Here is a 17,191-nt window from a genome sequence, read left to right as displayed (position 1 = left end):
TTTTTTTTGTTTTTTGTCTTATTTTTTTTGAGAAAAATTGATATAGCCTTGTTCAATCCCATTGGCTTCAATTTCGTTTAAAGCAAGCACTAAAGCTTGTGATAGTCCGTCTACTTTATTTAAATCTTCATCCCAGAAATCAGTATTCGCCAAAACTGTAGTTACCACTGATTCTAAATTTCCTAATTCCCAAGCTTTTTTGAATGCTTCCACTAATTCCGGAGTATCTTTTACCGGCAGAGCCTCATTATTCCAATTTCCTTTATAAAACTGGATTAAACAAGCTAATGAAAAAGTCAAACTAGTTGGAAGTTCTTTTTTAGCATTATAATACCCTAATAAACTTGGCAATACTCTTACTTTAAATTTTGAAATAGAATTTAAAGCAATATCAGCTAAAGCATGTTTAATAAATGGATTTTTAAAACGGTCCATTACTTCTTCAGCATAAGCCGTAATTTCATTTTTATCCATCGGAAGTGTTTCGCTGATTTCACTGATTACGTTATCAACAAACGGTCCGGTAAAATCACCATTAACCGTTTCCATAACTAATTTGTTACCAAATAAAAGTGAAACAGGAACCATTGCTGTATGCGCACCATTTAAAATACGCACTTTGATCATTTTAAAAGGACGAATATCATCAACAATCTTCACATTCAAATCTGTTTTGTGGAATGGTAATTTTGCTTTCAAATCCTCACCACCTTCAATAGCCCAAAGGAAAAATGGCTCAGCAGCAACAATTAAATTATCCTGGTAATCCAATTTGTTGTTGTATTCTTCAATTTCAGCTCTTGGATAACCCGGAACAATTCGGTCAACCAAAGTACTGTGATATGTACAGTCTTCTGAAACCCATTTTACAAATGTCTCCTCTAATTTCCATAAATCACAATATTGTAAGATACATTTTTTCAAGGCTTCTGAATTGTAATCAATTAATTCACAAGGAATAATAGTTACTGCCTTAGAAGCATCACCGTTAAAATGTTTGAATCTTTCGTGTAATAAAACAGTTAACTTTGCAGGAAATGAAGCTGGTGGCTGCATATCCGGAGTATCAGTATTAAGGAATTCAATTCCGGCTTCAGTAGTATTAGAAACAATAAATTGTAATTCTTCTTCTTTTGCTAAAGCTAAAAAATCTGCAAAATTACTATAAGGATTTATAGCTTTTACCACATTATTAATTAGCTGAATATCTTGAATTTTCTCTCCTTTTTTGATTCCATTCATGAACAAGGTATACAATCCATCCTGATCGTTAATCATGTCTACCATACCAGCTGCCAAAGGCTGAACCATTGCAATACCGGCATTGAAATCAACTTCATTGTTTAATCTTTGAAAAACGTAATCCACAAAAGCTCTTAAGAAGTTACCTTCACCAAACTGAACTACTTTTATTGGGTTTAATTTTTCTAACCCTCTGTTTTTTCTATTTAATTTTTCCATTATCTCTTCTAAAATCTTATTGTACTTAATGTTATTTTTTGCGTAAATCAGCAATAATTGCTAACGTTTCTTTCACTTTCTGAGCTAAACCAGCATAATCTTTGCTTTGTAAAACAGAAGCAGAAATTAATTGAGATCCAATCCCCACACAAGTTGCACCAGCATCAAACCATGATTTCAGGTTATCTCTTTCAGTTGAAACACCACCAGTAGGCATGATATTAGTCCAAGGACATGGTCCTTTTACCCCTTTTATAAATTGTGGTCCGTAGATTTCTCCCGGAAACAATTTTACAATTTCACAACCTAATTCTTCAGCTCTTGCAATCTCAGATAAAGTACCACAACCCGGAGACCATAATACTTTTCTACGGTTACAGGCAATAGCAATATCTTCTCTAAAAACAGGAGTTACAATAAAATTAGCACCTATTTGCATGTACAATGAAGCAGCTGCAGCATCTGTTACTGAACCTACTCCCATGATCATTCCCGGTAATTCTTTGATAGCATATTTAGTCAATTCAGCAAAAACTTCGTGAGCGAAATCTCCTCTTGCTGTAAATTCCATCAAACGGGCGCCACCATCATAACAAGCTTTCAAAACATTTTTACTTACTTCAATATCATTATTAAAAAACAAAGGAATCATCCCTGTTTCTTTCATTGCTGTTGCAACTTCTATTCTTGTAAATTGAGCCATTTTATTTTCTTTTATCTTGAAACCTTACCTGTGAAATCACCATCCAGTAATTTTTCAATTTCATTTTTAGTAATTAAATTATAATCTCCGAAAATTGTGTGTTTTAAACAACAAGCAGCAACTGCAAAGTTTAATGCTCTTTCTTTATCCAAAGGTTCTTCGTTCAATCCGTAGATTAAACCACCCATGAAAGCATCTCCGCTACCTACTCTATCCACAACAGGAGTTACATCCTGAACAGCAGCTTTGAAAATTTCTTTTCCATCATAAAGGATTCCTCCAATGCGTTGGTGAGAAGCACTTACTGAATAACGCAAAGTAGTTGCCATGAATTTTAATTCAGGACACAATTTGAAAACAGTATCATATACAGCTGGTAAAGTTTCTGGCTTTTGATAATCAGGATCTACTTTATCCAAACCTAGCATGAAGTTAGCTGTATCAATATCCCCTAAGATAATATTGCTATACTTCAACATTTCCGGCATTACGTCTTTCGGTTGTTTGCCATAATTCCAGAGTTTGGAACGATAGTTTAAATCCGTAGAAATAGTCAAACCTAATTCGTGTGCCACTTTTATAGCTTCAAAACAAGCTTCGGCTGCAGTTTCAGAAAGTGCAGGAGTAATCCCACTCCAGTGAAACCAGGTTGCATCTTTCAGGATTTCCTTCCAGTCAAATTCTCCTTTTTTCAAAGTAGACATCGAACTGTTCGCTCTGTCATAAATTACATTACTGGCACGGGTACTGGTTCCTGTTTCAAGGAAATAAATCCCTAAACGATCTCCACCTTTCATTACGTTCTGACAATCTACATCCAGTTTGCGCATTTCGTGAACAGCACAATTCCCTAATTCATTATTAGGTACTTTAGTAACAAATTCTGCTTTCATCCCGTAATTTACAAGCGAAACAGCAACATTAAATTCTCCTCCTCCATAGGTTGCTTTATACGAATCGGCCTGAGCAAATCTCAAATGCCTTTCAGTAGATAAACGCAGTAGAATTTCTCCAAAAGTGACTACTTTTTTCAAGTGAACAATTTTTATAAATTATACGTTATTAATTTTTTAGCCTTTTACCGGAAATTTAAAATATTCCTTCGCATTGCCATAGCTAATGTCTGAAACCATTTTTCCAATCCATTCCATTTCAGAAGCAGGCAATTCACCTCTTTTGATTTCGTCTCCTAAAAGATTACAAAGAATACGTCTGAAATATTCGTGTCTTGGAAAAGACAAGAAACTTCTGGAATCCGTCAACATCCCCACAAAACAGCTAATCAAACTCATGTTAGACAATGCGTTTAATTGTTTTGTCATTCCGTCTTTTTGATCTAAAAACCACCATCCAGAACCAAATTGCACTTTACCTCTGACACTTCCGTCGTTAAAGTTACCAATCATAGTAGCCATCACTTCGTTGTCAGCAGGGTTAAGATTATAGATAATTGTTTTAGTCAATTTATCTTTACTATCCAATGCATTCAAGAACGCAGATAGTTTTTGAGCTTGCGGATAATCACCAATAGAATCCCATCCGGTGTCAGGACCTAAGATACGGTGCATACGGGCATTGTTATTTCTTAAAGCTCCTAAGTGAAATTGTTGAACCCATCCAAATTCATGGTAAGTTTCACATAAAAACACTAAGATAGCACTTTGAAACTTCAATGCTTCTTCATTACTGATAGCTTGGTTTTCTCTTTTCTTTTTGAAAATAGCGGCTACTTCAGTCTCTGTATAATTTTCAAAATAAATTTGATCTAATCCGTGGTCACAAAGCTGGCAACCATTCGCATTAAAATATTCAATTCTGTTTCTCAATGCCGCTTGTAAATCAGCATAAGTATTGATTTCAATAGATGCTTTTTGTCCTAAAACATTCAAATATTCGTTGTAACCATCATTAGCAATCAAAATCGCTTTATCAGGTCTGAAAGCTGTACTTACAGTAGTTTTAAAATCACTTTTAGCTAATTGCTCGTGAAAATCCAGACTATCAATCGGATCTTCAGTTGTACAAACTAATTCCGCATTTACTTTACGCAACAAGTTTCTTGTACTGTATTCAGCAGAATTTACTTTAGCCGAAGTTTCGTCGTAAATTCTTTCCGCTGATTTTTCGTTTAATAAATCAGTAATATCAAAATAACGAGCTAATTCCAGGTGTGTCCAGTGATACAAAGGATTACGCATGGTATAAGGAACTGTTTTTGCCCAGTTCAAAAACTTATCTTTATCAGAACCATTTCCTGTAACAAATTGCTCATTAATCCCTAATGTACGCATGGCGCGCCATTTGTAGTGATCTCCTTTAATCCACACATCAGTGATATTGTTAAAGATTTTATCTTCGGCAATAAACTGAGGATTCAGGTGATTATGGTAATCAATAATCGGTTGGTTTTTAGAATAATTATGGTATAATTCTTCTGCGAATTTATTTTCTAATAAAAAGTTATCGTTTATAAAAGTGCTCATTATAATTTACTTAAAATATTAATCTTCATTTGATGGTTTCCCAATGGTAGCCAAAATTCCACCATCAACATATAGAATATGTCCGTTTACAAAATCACTTGCTTTAGAGGACAAAAAGATAGCTGCTCCGGCTAAATCAGATGGATCACCCCATTTTGCCGCCGGTGTTCTGCTAATGATAAAATCGTTAAACGGGTGTCCGTCAACGCGAATTGGTTTTGTTTGTTCTGTAGCAAAATACCCAGGCCCAATTCCGTTTATTTGAACGTTATATTTCGCCCATTCGGTCGCCATATTTTTAGTCAGCATTTTCAAACCACCTTTGGCTGCAGCATAAGCCGAAACGGTATTACGGCCTAATTCACTCATCATAGAGCAAATATTGATGATTTTACCAGCTCTTCTTTCAATCATTCCCTTAGCAACATGCTTCGAAACAATAAACGGGCTTACTAAATCAATATCTACAACTTCTCTGAAATCAGCTACTTCCATATCAATTAATGGAATTCTTTTGATGATTCCGGCATTGTTGATTAAGATATCAATAGCACCAACTTCACTTTCAATTTTAGCAACTGCAGTTTTTACTTCCTGCTCATCGGTTACATTAAATTTATAACCTACCGCATTAATGCCTTCACTTTTAAGTGCCGCTACAGCATCATCAATTTTTTGTTGTGAGGAATTTCCATTTACAACAATTGTTGCTCCTGCTTCCCCTAAACCTTTTGCCATTGCCATTCCAAGTCCGTGTGTACTTCCTGTAATAAGGGCAACTTTTCCTTTTATATCAAATAAATTCATTGTATATTATCTTAAATCAGTGATTTTACATACATCCATATCGCCATAGTCTAAATTTTCACCTGCCATACCCCAAATAAAAGTATAATTTGAAGTTCCGGAACCAGAGTGAATAGACCAAGGCGGAGAAATTACTGCCTGATGATTGTTCATCCAGATATGTCTTGTTTCCTGCGGCTGTCCCATAAAATGACATACCGCCTGATTTTCAGGAATATCTAAGTAGAAATATACTTCCATACGACGATCATGAACGTGTGCAGGCATGGTATTCCAAACACTTCCCGGACGCAATTCAGTCATTCCCATCTGCAATTGGCAGGTAGTAACCACACTTCCAATAATCATTTGGTTAACTGTACGGTGATTAGCCGTTTCCATAGAGCCTAATTCCAATTTATTTGCTTCCGCTAAACTCACTTTAACTGTTGGATACGTTGTGTGAGCCGGAGCAGAATTAATATAAAATTTAGCCGGGTTTTTAGCATCTGCACTTTTAAAAATCACTTCTTTATTTCCGCTTCCGATGTATAAAGCGTCTTTAAAACCTAATTCATAAGAAGTCCCTTCAACAACTACTGAACCGTTTCCTCCTACATTAATAATCCCTATTTCTCTTCTTTCCAGAAAATAATCTGATTTAAGAGGGTCAATAGTTTCTAAAACTAAATCTTTAACTGGCACAGCTGAACCTGCAATGTAACGGTCATAATGAGAATAGGTTAATACAATCTCATTTTCTTCCATTAAATTATCAATTAAGAATTCATCTCTTAATTGTTTGGTATCATATTTCTTAACGGCATCAGGACTTGATGCATATCTTGAACTGTATTTTGTCATAATAGTATTTATTTTAATGTAATCGATTACAAAGGTATTAATTTAATTTATTTTATTGTATGCTTTTATGAAAACAAGTTTTTCATAAAAAGTTAAAAAAAAAGAAAAAAGCCCTCCGGCATTACACAGGAGAGCTTACATTTTTTTTTATAAATCTGTTATTGGTGCATATTTAGGTACTAAGGATTTCATAACCGTCCAGCCTATTAAATAACAAACTGCGCAAATGGAGAAGATGATAAAATAACCCGCTTCAATTCCATGGAAACCCATAAAATCCATTTCACTGTTCTTACTATAATCAAACAAAACTCCCGAGCCTTTATTAATAACTGTAGAACCAATTCCTCCTGCTAAACCACCAATACCGGTAATGGTAGCAATGGCTTTTTTAGGAAACATATCTCCAACTGTTGTAAAAATATTTGCGGACCATGCCTGATGCGCTGCACCTGCAATACCTATAATAATTACCGGCAACCAGTAACTAATATGACCTAATGGCTGAGCTACCAAGGCTAATAAAGGGAAAAATGCAAAAATCAACATGGCTTTCATTCTTCCTTCATATGGATTCATCCCTTTTTTATCTACAAAATAAGTTGGCAGCCAACCTCCAATAATAGACAACAATGTTATCATATATAATACAAACAGAGGAAACGCAGCTTCAGTAGAATCCATTCCGTAAACTGAACTCAAATAAGCAGGCGTCCAGAATAAGAAAAACCACCAAACACCATCCGTCATGAATTTTCCAAAAGCAAATGCCCAGGTTTGTTTGTATTTGAAACAATCTTTAAAGGTAACTCTTGTTGTCGTCTCAGGAACATAACCTGCTATCTTACTATCTGCAATAATATCCTGCTGAATATACTCTAATTCTGCCGGACTTACTCTTGGATGTTTTTCCGGTTTTTCATACATAAATACCCAAAAGCCCATCCAGATAAAACCTAAAGCTCCGATGATGATAAATGACATTTCCCAACCATAAGCTTCGGCGATAAAAGGAATGGTGATTGGCGCCGCTAAAGCTCCAACAGTAGCTCCAGCATTAAAAATACTGGTAGAAAAAGCTCTATCCTTTTTAGGGAAATATTCGGCAGTAGTTTTAATAGCTGCAGGAAAATTTCCAGCTTCCCCTAATGCCAAAACAAAGCGGGCAAAAATAAACAACGTAACACTTACATTAATTACCAAAGCCGTATCATCTACAGTTTCAATAATGTCTTTAGCTCCTTCAAATCCAACAAACCAGTTTCCGGTAATAATTCCTGAGGTTGCAATTCCGGCAAAAGCATGCAAACAAGCACCTACTGACCAAACTCCAATTGCCCAAAGAAATCCTTTTTTAGTATCCATCCAGTCCACAAACTTTCCTGCAAACAATAATGACACTGCATAGAAAATGGAAAATAAAGCAGTAATATTCCCATAATCATTATTTGTCCAGTGAAATTCAGGAGCTATAAAATCACTCCATGTTAAAGAAAGAACCTGTCTGTCTAAATAATTTATAGTTGTTGCGAAAAACAGTAAAGAACATATTGTCCAGCGATAGTTTCCAACAGCTTTGTTCGTTTGGTTCATAATTAAAATGTTTATAAATAAAGTTAAAGTTAAATATTCTTAAATTTTCAAAGTGATATTTGGTTTATAAAAAAACATTTCCAAAACGCTTTAAACAACCGTAAACCGCTAAATATCAACACATTAAATAGTAATCAACACAAAATAAATGTAATCGATTACACAAATATAATTCTTAATAAGGTAACCACAAAAAATTTGTACTAAATTTCAAAAAACTAACAAATTTAAATACTTTTTATAAAAAAAAGATTCTTAATTTAAATATTTGCTAATATATGTATTAAATAATAAAATAAGCCAACGAAAAAGGGCAAAATTATACCAAAGTCTGATTTTTATTGAATATTTGTTAAAAGTGAAAATGTACCAATAAAAATTTAAAGGCAACAGACAAATGCTTTGAAAATAATTAAAAATACTACTTAATCAATCGGCTTGGAGAATAGCCAAATTGCTTTTTGAAGCAGCGACTAAAGTATAAAGGATCATTAAACCCCACCTGATCAGCAACTTCAGAAACATTATGGGTTTTTAATTTTAATAACTGAGCCGCTTTTTTTAAGCGAACGGTTCTTATAAACTCATTAGGGGACAAATCTGTTAATTGTTTAATTTTTCGATATAATTTAGAAGAACTCATTCCTAATTCAGAGCACAAAAAGTTCGTGGTAAGTTCTGTATCACTGATATTTTGTTCAATTAAACCGGTAATTTTTGAAATCAGATCAATATCTAATTGAGAATGAGTCAATGTCGAAACATCCGTTTCAATCTCTCCCGAGAATTTTTGCTTTAACTCACTACGGGTCTTTATAATGTTGTCAATCCGGGTTTTTAATAAAGACGGATCAAAAGGTTTTACCATATATCCGTCTACCCCCAGACTGTATCCTTTCATTTTATCTTCATTTTCAGATAAAGCAGTTAACATTATAAGTGCCGTATGGCTAATGTTTTCATCGCTTTTTAAAGCTTCTACAAATTGAAAGCCTCCCATGACAGGCATCATTGCATCAACTACACAAAGTGCCGGTTTGATTTTTCTGCAAAGATTCAATCCTTCATCACCATTTTCAGCCTGATATACCTTATAAAATTCAGATAGGTAATCGGATATAAAATAACGAAGTTCTGCATTGTCTTCAATAATCAAAATAGGCTGCCTGAGCTCTGCACTTTGATTTGTTTTTTTTGTTTTATCAATTGCAGTATACGTTATTTCAGGCTCTTTGTACTCGATATCAAAAACTTCCGATTTTTTATAACTGCTTTTGTCTATTGGTAATTCCACTGTAAAAACACTCCCTTTAGCAGGAGCACTTTTCAGTCTCAATTGTCCTCGGTGCACTTCAATCAGAGAAATTACCAGCGACAAACCAATTCCTGAACCTGTATTATTTTTTTTACTCGTTTTAACCTGATAAAATCTGGAGAATATTTTTTCCTGACTTTCTACCGGAATTCCTACTCCATCATCGCTTACCTCAATAATTAATTGGGTGATTCCATTTTCTTCTTTGGTACCAATATACAAATCGACATTACCGTAGTTATTTGTAAATTTCAAAGCATTAGAAAGCAAATTGTATAAAATTTTATGGTATTTATCAATATCAATCCAACCTTCAAGACTTTCATTTTCACAATTAAAATGAAAATTAATATCTTTTTCCTGAGCTAATTGTGTAAAAGAATCAAATACAGTTTGAGTATTGGCTACAATTTCAGTTTTAGAAACCTTTAATTTCAATTCTCCTGATTGTGCTTTTCTGAAATCTAAAATCTGATTCACTAATAACAACAGTCTGGCGGCATTTTGATAAATCAGATAAAGTTTGGTTTTATCGTAATCCGAAGCTTCCTTTTGTTCTAATAATTGTTTGGAAGGTCCTAATATTAAGGTTAAAGGTGTTCTTAATTCATGCGAAATATTGGTGAAAAATTCTAATTTTTCGTTTGATAAACGTTCGTCACTATCCCGCTTTACTCTTTCTAACAACAGCGCTTGTCTTAGCTTAATCCGGGATTTGATTTCTTTTCTGATATAGTATGAAGAAACGGACAGTATCATAATCACTAAAAGAAAAATCTTAGTGTTCGTCCAGAAAGGAGGTAAGATAGTAATATTATAGGCTGTGGTTTTACTCCAGATTCCGTCACTGTTTTGTGCACGGATTTTAAATACATATTCTGCCGGGTTTAAGTTTGTATACTGAATGGTTCTTGCATCACTGGAAGTAGTAATCCATTCTTTATCAAAACCTTCCAGAATATACTGAAATTTATTAAGCCTCTCATTAGTATAAGAAGGAGCCGAAAACTGAACTGAAAAATTTCGGTTGTTGTAATTAAGTTCAATCTTTTTATCGGTATTGATATCTTTGGAAAAAGGAATTTGCCCGTTGATTTCTACTCCCGGAAACACCTCTTCATTCTGAACCTTAAACTCCGTAATAACCGGTGGTGGTGAAATTTTATTTTCTTTTATATTATCGGTAGAAAAATAAATAATGCCATTTTTTCCTCCCAGATAGATCGTCGAATGATTTAAACTATAAAATCCTTTGGAACTGAAAACATCTAATCTGTTGCCACTGTCTACATAATAAATGTTTATTTTTTTAGATTTTCTTTTATATCTGGCTACACTGTTATTATTAATATTTAGCCACAAATAGCCGTCATTATCCATTTCTAAATCAGTAATCCACTTACCATAAAGTTCTCTGGGTTCTAAAATGGGAATAAAATTATCTTTTTCAGCATCATAAATTCCTATTCCTTTTACGGTTGCTACCCAAATATCTCCATTTGTATCAATCAAAATATCACTGACGTGATTAGCAGGGAGACCTATTTTTTCATCATCACCTTTCAGATAAACTTTGACTGCTTTGGTTTTCAAATTATACTTTACAACTCCCGTTTCTGTTGCAAACCATAAATGGCCAAAACGGTCTTCCTTTATTTTATTAATTTGAAAATCCGGCAACAGTACACCTTTTGGAACTTTAATTTCTAATGTTTCTGAATCTAAAATCACAGCTCCTTCACCAAAAGATCCTACAACCAGCGAATTTTCATCAACTACTAAAAAAGAGATTATCGGGGAATTTTTAATACCAACATCGATTATTTTAGAACTATTCGACACATAATTATAAACCAGTACTTTTCCATTCCATAAACCACAATATACAATTTTTCCATCTGCTGAATAAACGCTGGCAATATCATTTTTACTATTATGCAAAGGGGCAAACGACTTATCTCTGGAAATAAAAAGCCCATTATATCTTGTAGCAGCAATGACATTTCCATCATAAGTTTTTGCAAATCCTCTCAGATTAGGTTTTTGATTGTCATTATACAATGAAATATCCTTGTTAATCTTAAACTGGTTACCATAAGGATTGTATTTATCCAGACCATCTTCGGTACCAACCCATAAAACACCTGATTTATCAAAATACAGAGAATTTACTATATTGCCAACTAATGAATTCTCATCAGTAAGTTTAGAAAAATAACGCTGAAATTTCCCTGTCGCTACGTCTTCTAACTGGTTACAGACCAACAACCCTCCTAAAGTACCCAGCCAGTATTTACCATCAGGAGCCTGAGCAATTGCAATAAAATAAGGTCCTAATTTATTTCTTAAAATGGCATCATTTATATATAAATTTTCAAATGTGTTTTTGGATTTATTCAGCTTATAAAGTCCTTCTCTGGTACCCACAAAAATATCCGACTTATCATCTTCATATATAAAATTGATGTAAGGATTTTTTTGATTCGAATTAGGAATTGACAACGTATATGCAGTGGTTTTTATGATCTCCCCTTTTGCTCCTAAGATAATTTTTGCTACCGAGCCTGTTCCAAAACTCCCAACCCAGATATTTCCTTTTTTGTCTTCAAAAATTTCTTTAATATAATTAAAACCTTTAAGATTAACTCTGGAAAAACGTTGCGTATTGGGATAATAAATAGCAAGACCCTGATTCATCGTACCCACCCAGACTTTTTTAAATTTATCTACCAGTACTGAACGGATTTCATCTTCAGGCAAACTGTTAAAATTATTTTTTTCATTAAAAAAAGTTCTGAAAACATTTTTATCCATCTGATAAAGCGTCAGTCCTTTTCTGGTTCCAATCCATAAATTGTTAGCGTCTTTGTCCAGTTCTAATGCGGTAATATCATCATTGTATATTTTGTTTTTACCAAATTCCGAACTCATGTAGGTTTTAAACTGGTAACCGTCAAAACGATTCAGCCCAAAAAAAGTACCCAGCCACATAAAACCATGCTCATCCTGAACAATATGCCGAACCGAGTTATACGAAAGACCATTATTTTCATTATAATGTTCAAATTTTATGTTCTGTCCCAAAACAGGCAGGCAGGTAAAGAGAATGAAAACTATAAATAATTTAAGTTTCATAAAAGAGTTTGTTTTGGACAACTTTTAATTGTGGATGGTATTTCTCCTCAAATTTATAATAAATTTATCTGATGGCGCACCATTTAAAGAACTTTTAAAAATAGAACAGAACTCAAAAAAAGAAGTTTCATTCGCTGACGGATTTGACAATCTGTTATAATTCTCAATAAACGAATCGATAATAATTTTATACTGACGAATTCTCTGTTCTCCTATGTCCTTTATTGCTAATTCATCAGCTGAACGCAATCGATGATAATCAAAAATCATATCAAAACCAGTCCATTTTTCATAGCTGTACTTTTCTTTTTTCGAATGAGACACTTTGGCGAAAGCCAGTAAATCATCAACAGATGCCTTTAGCATAAAATTTTTAAAAGCTACAGGCCAATCTTTATCCAGAAAACGTGTTCTTACTAATTCTTTAAGATGCCAATTGGCAAATTCCTGATAATTTTTAGATTTCAGGATTTCTTTATTCCAAATTTCAGAATTTTTATTACGCTGCAAGTATGCATATTCCTGTTCGTATAAAGGAAATAAGGTTTTAAAACCGGAAACAGAATCAATCACGACGGTCTCAATTTGCATCTTATTTCTATTGCGAATAGTCAGTATTTTATAACCCGGAATATAAGCTGCTAATGACGGAATCTGAATATTGAATATACCTTTTCCGTTTTTATATTTTCTAACTCCCGTGTCATTAATGTGCATATGTCCAGCAAAATGAAGTTGTACTCCCGCTTCCGCAAAAAGTTCACTCACTTCATTACTTGGCACCCGATACAATTGCATTTTGTCTTCTCCAAACAATTTTTTCATCATCGGTGTGGCATCATCATTAAAATCCACCATCGGATAATGACTAAAAGCGATTAAGGTTTTCCCTCTCTTTTTAGCCTCCTGAACTACTTTAGTAACCCAGGCAATCAGATGTTTTTTATGCGTTAAAACCTGATTGTATCCTACTCCGGGACTATTATAATTAACCGGATTTTCCGGATTATTTCTTGCCGCTTCTTTTGGAATATATACATTCCCATCAATAGCTAAAAGCCAAACGTCTTTTTGCGTTTCCACCAAATAACTCAAATCAGGAATTTGCGAATTGTAAGGCGGAATAGCATAATTTCTCTTCTCGATTGTGGATTGTCCCAATGCTTTTTCGAATGTATAATTCTCAGGATTATAGGAAGTAAAAGGCGTTTCCCAATACAAATTACTTTGTTGCGGGTAAAAACCTAAATCACCCAGTTCTTCTAAAACTTCGGCGTAACCCATTGTCCCAATATCTTTTGTAATTACTACAGGAAGTTCATCAGCATTTTTTGGAACATACATTCCTGCTTTGCTCATAATCACTTGTTCTTTTCCTCCTTCACCTAAAAAATCCTTTTTTCCGGCATCAGTCAAAAAAGGCTTTGCTACATCATGATTTCCGGTAGTGATTATAAAATGGATTCCATATTTATTCGAATATTCATTCAGAATCTTTTTTAATCCCCGAATGTTTATCGGCTGTCCGTCATCGCTGAAATCTCCCGGAAGAGCGACGGTTTTAATATTTCTTCTGACTACATCATCCAGCGCAGCTATAAACGCAAAGTAATTTTCATTAAATAAGCGTGTCGATTCTAACTGGGATTTCATCGTACGTAATAACGTATATTTCCCATCTGCCGGATTTCGAATTCCTTTATAATCCGAATCGGAAAATGTCCCATAAATATCCAATAAATGAACATCGGATAAAAAGGCAATTTGTGTGTGTTTTACTTTATCATTTTTAATTGAGGAGCAGGAAACAAAAGCTAAAACAGCAGTTACGCAAACAAATCCTTTTTTAAAATAGTTCATTCTTAAAATTATTTTCAAATTTACATCTTCGTTTCCGGTGGAAAAGCATAGGAATCTTTCCAGCCACCTAAATCAATTAAAACGCGGTCAATCATCACTCCCGGATCCACCATCCAGATTCTCAAGGTATGCTTTCCTGCTTTATTGATAATTTGGGATGCTGATTTTACAGCTGCATTTTTCAGTACATTTTGCAACCATTCGTCACTTCTCCCAAAAGTCTGAAAATCTAAAATCACTGGTTCCGCATCGTCAATAGCAACCGCACATCGCACTCCTTTTCCTTCATAAAAAGCATGAGTTGGAATCGCCTGAACTCTCACATTGGCCTGACCAAAATTAAAACTATAAAAATCATATTCCATTACCGGACTGTTATTTTTTATATTTTTTAAATCCACTTCAGAATTAGCCGTTCTTGGCAAAGCCACACTCACTTTTCCAGCATAACCAATACCTTCAAAAGTTTCCCATTGAGCTTCATTTCCTGCTTTTTTATTCGAATAATTTGCTGCGTCAATAGATACATATCCTTTGTCTTCCACAAAACCTCTAAAGTTTTCTAAAGCTTCATATTTAGGATTAAATACCGAAACCCCAATAGTAATTATTGTATCCTTGCTTACAAAATCAATTGCCGAATTGACTTTATAACTGGGCGGAATCAACTGGTAATCATGCCCTAGTGGTGCTTCTTTTTGGTTTTCTCCTTTTGGCACTTTTGTCCAGTCGATACTTACCCAAATGCGTTGCTGACTGTTTTTATTATTATCCAAAACACCTTTCTTTTCGGAAATTTTGATCCAATCGGCTTTTGGTTTTGCTTCCCACGAAACTTCGCCAGCACCTTTCATAAACACATCAATATAATATTGATTTTTTATGTAAGCGTTAAAAACAGGCAACACATCGGCATACGAATTCTCCGTTCTGTGATTGACTTCCATTTCATAACTCTCTAATGCCAATTTAAACTCAGGCTTTGTTCCTGAAACGGCAGTTACGGCAGTTGTCTGATCAAAAACTGGCAAATATCGCGGAGCCATACTCATGATATTTTTCCATTTTCCACCGGCCAATTCATTATTAAAATAATTGGTTTCTTTTTGAATTCGTTCAAAAGCTTCTGCTGATTTTTTTGCAAAAAATGCTGCACTTCCTCTTCCCTGTTCAGCTACAAATTTATTTTTATACGAATACAACCATTTATGATTGAGACTTGCTGCACCAATAACCGGATATTCAACCAATTCATAAAACGCATTTTTTCTGTTTTCAGGAATGCTGTTTTTTAATTCTTCGACCTTATCCATCAATTTTTGGTATTCGTCAATTCTTTTCGAAACCTCATCACCATAATGAATTTGAGTCAACGCTGTTGGTTTAGATTTGGTTTCCGGTTCTACCTGATTCCAAGCCATAAACTCAGGACGACGTTCAAACGCCAAACGATAATATTCGAAAAACAAATCAGTTATTTTAATAGCATTTTGAGTTCCAAATTCTCTCGAAGCCCAATTTTGCATGTGCGTTTTTACGCTTTGGCTTTTATCAAAAGGGTTCATATCCCAAGCCATATCCAGAAACAATTCGATATTATATTCATGTGGTTTGATATCGCCACAGTTCAAAATCCATAAATCACGGGATTGAAATTCGAATGCTTTTGACATTTCTTCCCACATCAAAACCGGATTTGTAGAATTCAGCCATAAATAATCATGCGGACGTCCCCAATACGAAGTATGGTAATAAATTCCGGCACCACCAATGCGTTTTTGTTCTTTAGGGTTACTCAATTGACGGATGTAACCGTAATTATCATCGGTCCAAACCAATTGTACATCATCCGGTAATTGCAATCCTTTTTGGTAATAATCCAATACTTCTTTGTACGGAATAAATGTCTGCGGAATTTTAGTAGCATCTTTTCCAGTCGCTTTTTTCAAAATCGCTCTTTGGTCGGTAATTAGCTGTTCCAGTAATTTAACCTGAGAATCTGAATCATCTTCACCAACAATCATCGGTGAATCATGTTCGCCACGCATTCCTACGGTATAAATATTTTCAAAAGGAGCGGTTTCTTTGGCTCTTTTTCTAAAAAAATCTTTGATTACCCCTGAGTTCGTATCATAACGATATTCCCCCATTGTGTTGTGATTCCACTCCGCATTAATGTTACTCAACATCGGTTCAGCATGCGAAGTTCCTACCACAATAGCATAATCATCAGCAACTTCTTTATTTTTTGGAAACGAATAAAAAGCCTTGGTGCTTTTGTGCATGGCTGGCCAAATGGTATTGGCTCTCAAACGCAACAATAATTCAAAAACTTTCGCATAAGTTTTAGGTCCGATATCACCTGTTTCCGGTTCGAAAGTTTTAGCTGCCCAAGGTTGTAATCCCCAATCTTCATCGTTTAGAAAAATCCCTCTGTATTTTACCGATGGCGAACCATAAACTTTAGTTTCAATATTTAAAACTAAATCCGTTTTTTTATCAGGCGTTACATCAGCCCACCATTCCCATGGTGAAACACCCATCATTCTGGAAATTTCCAGTAAGCCGTAAGCAGTTGCTCTTCTGTCAGACCCTACAATTACCAATGCTTTTTTTATTGCTAAAGTTGGATTTTCGACTACTTGAATTTTATAAGTTTCCAATTTTCCTTTTACGTCAGTAATAGTAATTTTTTGCTTCGAAACTAAAGCATCAATCCATTTACTTTGTCCAATAGTTCCCGCCATAATAGCTATTTGAGTATTATTTTTCGAAACATTCAATCGCTGATTGGTAATCGAAAAAACATCATCAGCCAATATTTTAGCAGCAATATGAACTACTTTTGGTTCTTTATCTTCAACTGAAATGCTCGCTTTTTGATTTCCTGAAACAATAGTAAAATTGCTATTTTGCGCCTTTATTGCGTTGGCAAAAAGAACAATCAAAACCAGAAAAATGGTATTACACTTATTTTTGAACATAATTATA

Annotated in this window: 10 protein-coding genes; all 10 read right to left on the bottom strand. The window is 34.4% G+C overall.

What is annotated here, in order from left to right; genetic code table 11:
- Window positions 1-18: 18 nt before the first annotated feature.
- Window positions 19-1,461: a tagaturonate reductase gene (locus ACSV4D_RS01660; protein ID WP_439226877.1), complete on the bottom strand. Its 1,443-nt coding sequence runs from the start codon at window positions 1,459-1,461 to the stop codon at window positions 19-21.
- 31 nt (window positions 1,462-1,492) lie between these two features.
- Window positions 1,493-2,164, bottom strand: coding sequence for a bifunctional 4-hydroxy-2-oxoglutarate aldolase/2-dehydro-3-deoxy-phosphogluconate aldolase (locus ACSV4D_RS01655; protein ID WP_408081086.1), 672 nt, complete (start codon window positions 2,162-2,164; stop codon window positions 1,493-1,495).
- Between the two features lie 11 nt (window positions 2,165-2,175).
- A complete protein-coding gene (locus ACSV4D_RS01650; RefSeq protein ID WP_408081085.1) occupies window positions 2,176-3,198 on the bottom strand; it encodes a PfkB family carbohydrate kinase in 1,023 nt (340 codons plus the stop codon).
- A gap of 36 nt (window positions 3,199-3,234) precedes the next feature.
- Window positions 3,235-4,647, bottom strand: coding sequence for a glucuronate isomerase (uxaC, locus tag ACSV4D_RS01645; protein ID WP_408081084.1), 1,413 nt, complete (start codon window positions 4,645-4,647; stop codon window positions 3,235-3,237).
- 18 nt (window positions 4,648-4,665) lie between these two features.
- Window positions 4,666-5,454: a gluconate 5-dehydrogenase gene (locus tag ACSV4D_RS01640; RefSeq protein ID WP_408081083.1), complete on the bottom strand. Its 789-nt coding sequence runs from the start codon at window positions 5,452-5,454 to the stop codon at window positions 4,666-4,668.
- A gap of 6 nt (window positions 5,455-5,460) precedes the next feature.
- A complete protein-coding gene (gene kduI, locus ACSV4D_RS01635) occupies window positions 5,461-6,297 on the bottom strand; it encodes a 5-dehydro-4-deoxy-D-glucuronate isomerase (RefSeq protein ID WP_408081082.1) in 837 nt (278 codons plus the stop codon).
- A gap of 147 nt (window positions 6,298-6,444) precedes the next feature.
- The gene (locus tag ACSV4D_RS01630) at window positions 6,445-7,890 is read right to left on the bottom strand and encodes an MFS transporter (protein ID WP_408081081.1); all 1,446 of its coding nucleotides are present in this window, start codon (window positions 7,888-7,890) and stop codon (window positions 6,445-6,447) included.
- A 421-nt stretch (window positions 7,891-8,311) separates the two neighbouring features.
- Window positions 8,312-12,340 (bottom strand): hybrid sensor histidine kinase/response regulator transcription factor, encoded by a 4,029-nt coding sequence (locus ACSV4D_RS01625; RefSeq protein ID WP_439226876.1) that lies wholly within the window; start codon window positions 12,338-12,340, stop codon window positions 8,312-8,314.
- A 24-nt stretch (window positions 12,341-12,364) separates the two neighbouring features.
- Window positions 12,365-14,200, bottom strand: a complete 1,836-nt coding sequence (locus tag ACSV4D_RS01620; protein WP_408081079.1) for a metallophosphoesterase family protein — start codon at window positions 14,198-14,200, stop codon at window positions 12,365-12,367.
- A gap of 20 nt (window positions 14,201-14,220) precedes the next feature.
- Entirely contained in the window at window positions 14,221-17,184 is a 2,964-nt protein-coding gene (locus ACSV4D_RS01615; protein WP_408081078.1) for a glycosyl hydrolase 115 family protein, read from the bottom strand.
- Between the last annotated feature and the right edge of the window lie 7 nt (window positions 17,185-17,191).

Source organism: Flavobacterium sp. ARAG 55.4 (assembly GCF_051846875.1).
GTDB classification, from domain to species: Bacteria; Bacteroidota; Bacteroidia; order Flavobacteriales; family Flavobacteriaceae; genus Flavobacterium; species Flavobacterium plantiphilum.
Note: the sequence above shows the minus strand (reverse complement) of the source record. Positions and strands in the feature narration are given on the sequence as shown.

Excerpts from the sequence above, each read along its gene's own strand:
- ACSV4D_RS01660 (WP_439226877.1), bottom strand. The coding sequence starts at position 1,461 with ATGGAAAAATTAAATAGAAAAAACAGAGGGTTAGAAAAATTAAACCCA.
- ACSV4D_RS01655 (WP_408081086.1), bottom strand. The coding sequence starts at position 2,164 with ATGGCTCAATTTACAAGAATAGAAGTTGCAACAGCAATGAAAGAAACA.
- uxaC (WP_408081084.1), bottom strand. The coding sequence starts at position 4,647 with ATGAGCACTTTTATAAACGATAACTTTTTATTAGAAAATAAATTCGCA.
- ACSV4D_RS01640 (WP_408081083.1), bottom strand. The coding sequence starts at position 5,454 with ATGAATTTATTTGATATAAAAGGAAAAGTTGCCCTTATTACAGGAAGT.
- kduI (WP_408081082.1), bottom strand. The coding sequence starts at position 6,297 with ATGACAAAATACAGTTCAAGATATGCATCAAGTCCTGATGCCGTTAAG.
- ACSV4D_RS01630 (WP_408081081.1), bottom strand. The coding sequence starts at position 7,890 with ATGAACCAAACGAACAAAGCTGTTGGAAACTATCGCTGGACAATATGT.
- ACSV4D_RS01625 (WP_439226876.1), bottom strand. The coding sequence starts at position 12,340 with ATGAAACTTAAATTATTTATAGTTTTCATTCTCTTTACCTGCCTGCCT.
- ACSV4D_RS01620 (WP_408081079.1), bottom strand. The coding sequence starts at position 14,200 with ATGAACTATTTTAAAAAAGGATTTGTTTGCGTAACTGCTGTTTTAGCT.
- ACSV4D_RS01615 (WP_408081078.1), bottom strand. The coding sequence starts at position 17,184 with ATGTTCAAAAATAAGTGTAATACCATTTTTCTGGTTTTGATTGTTCTT.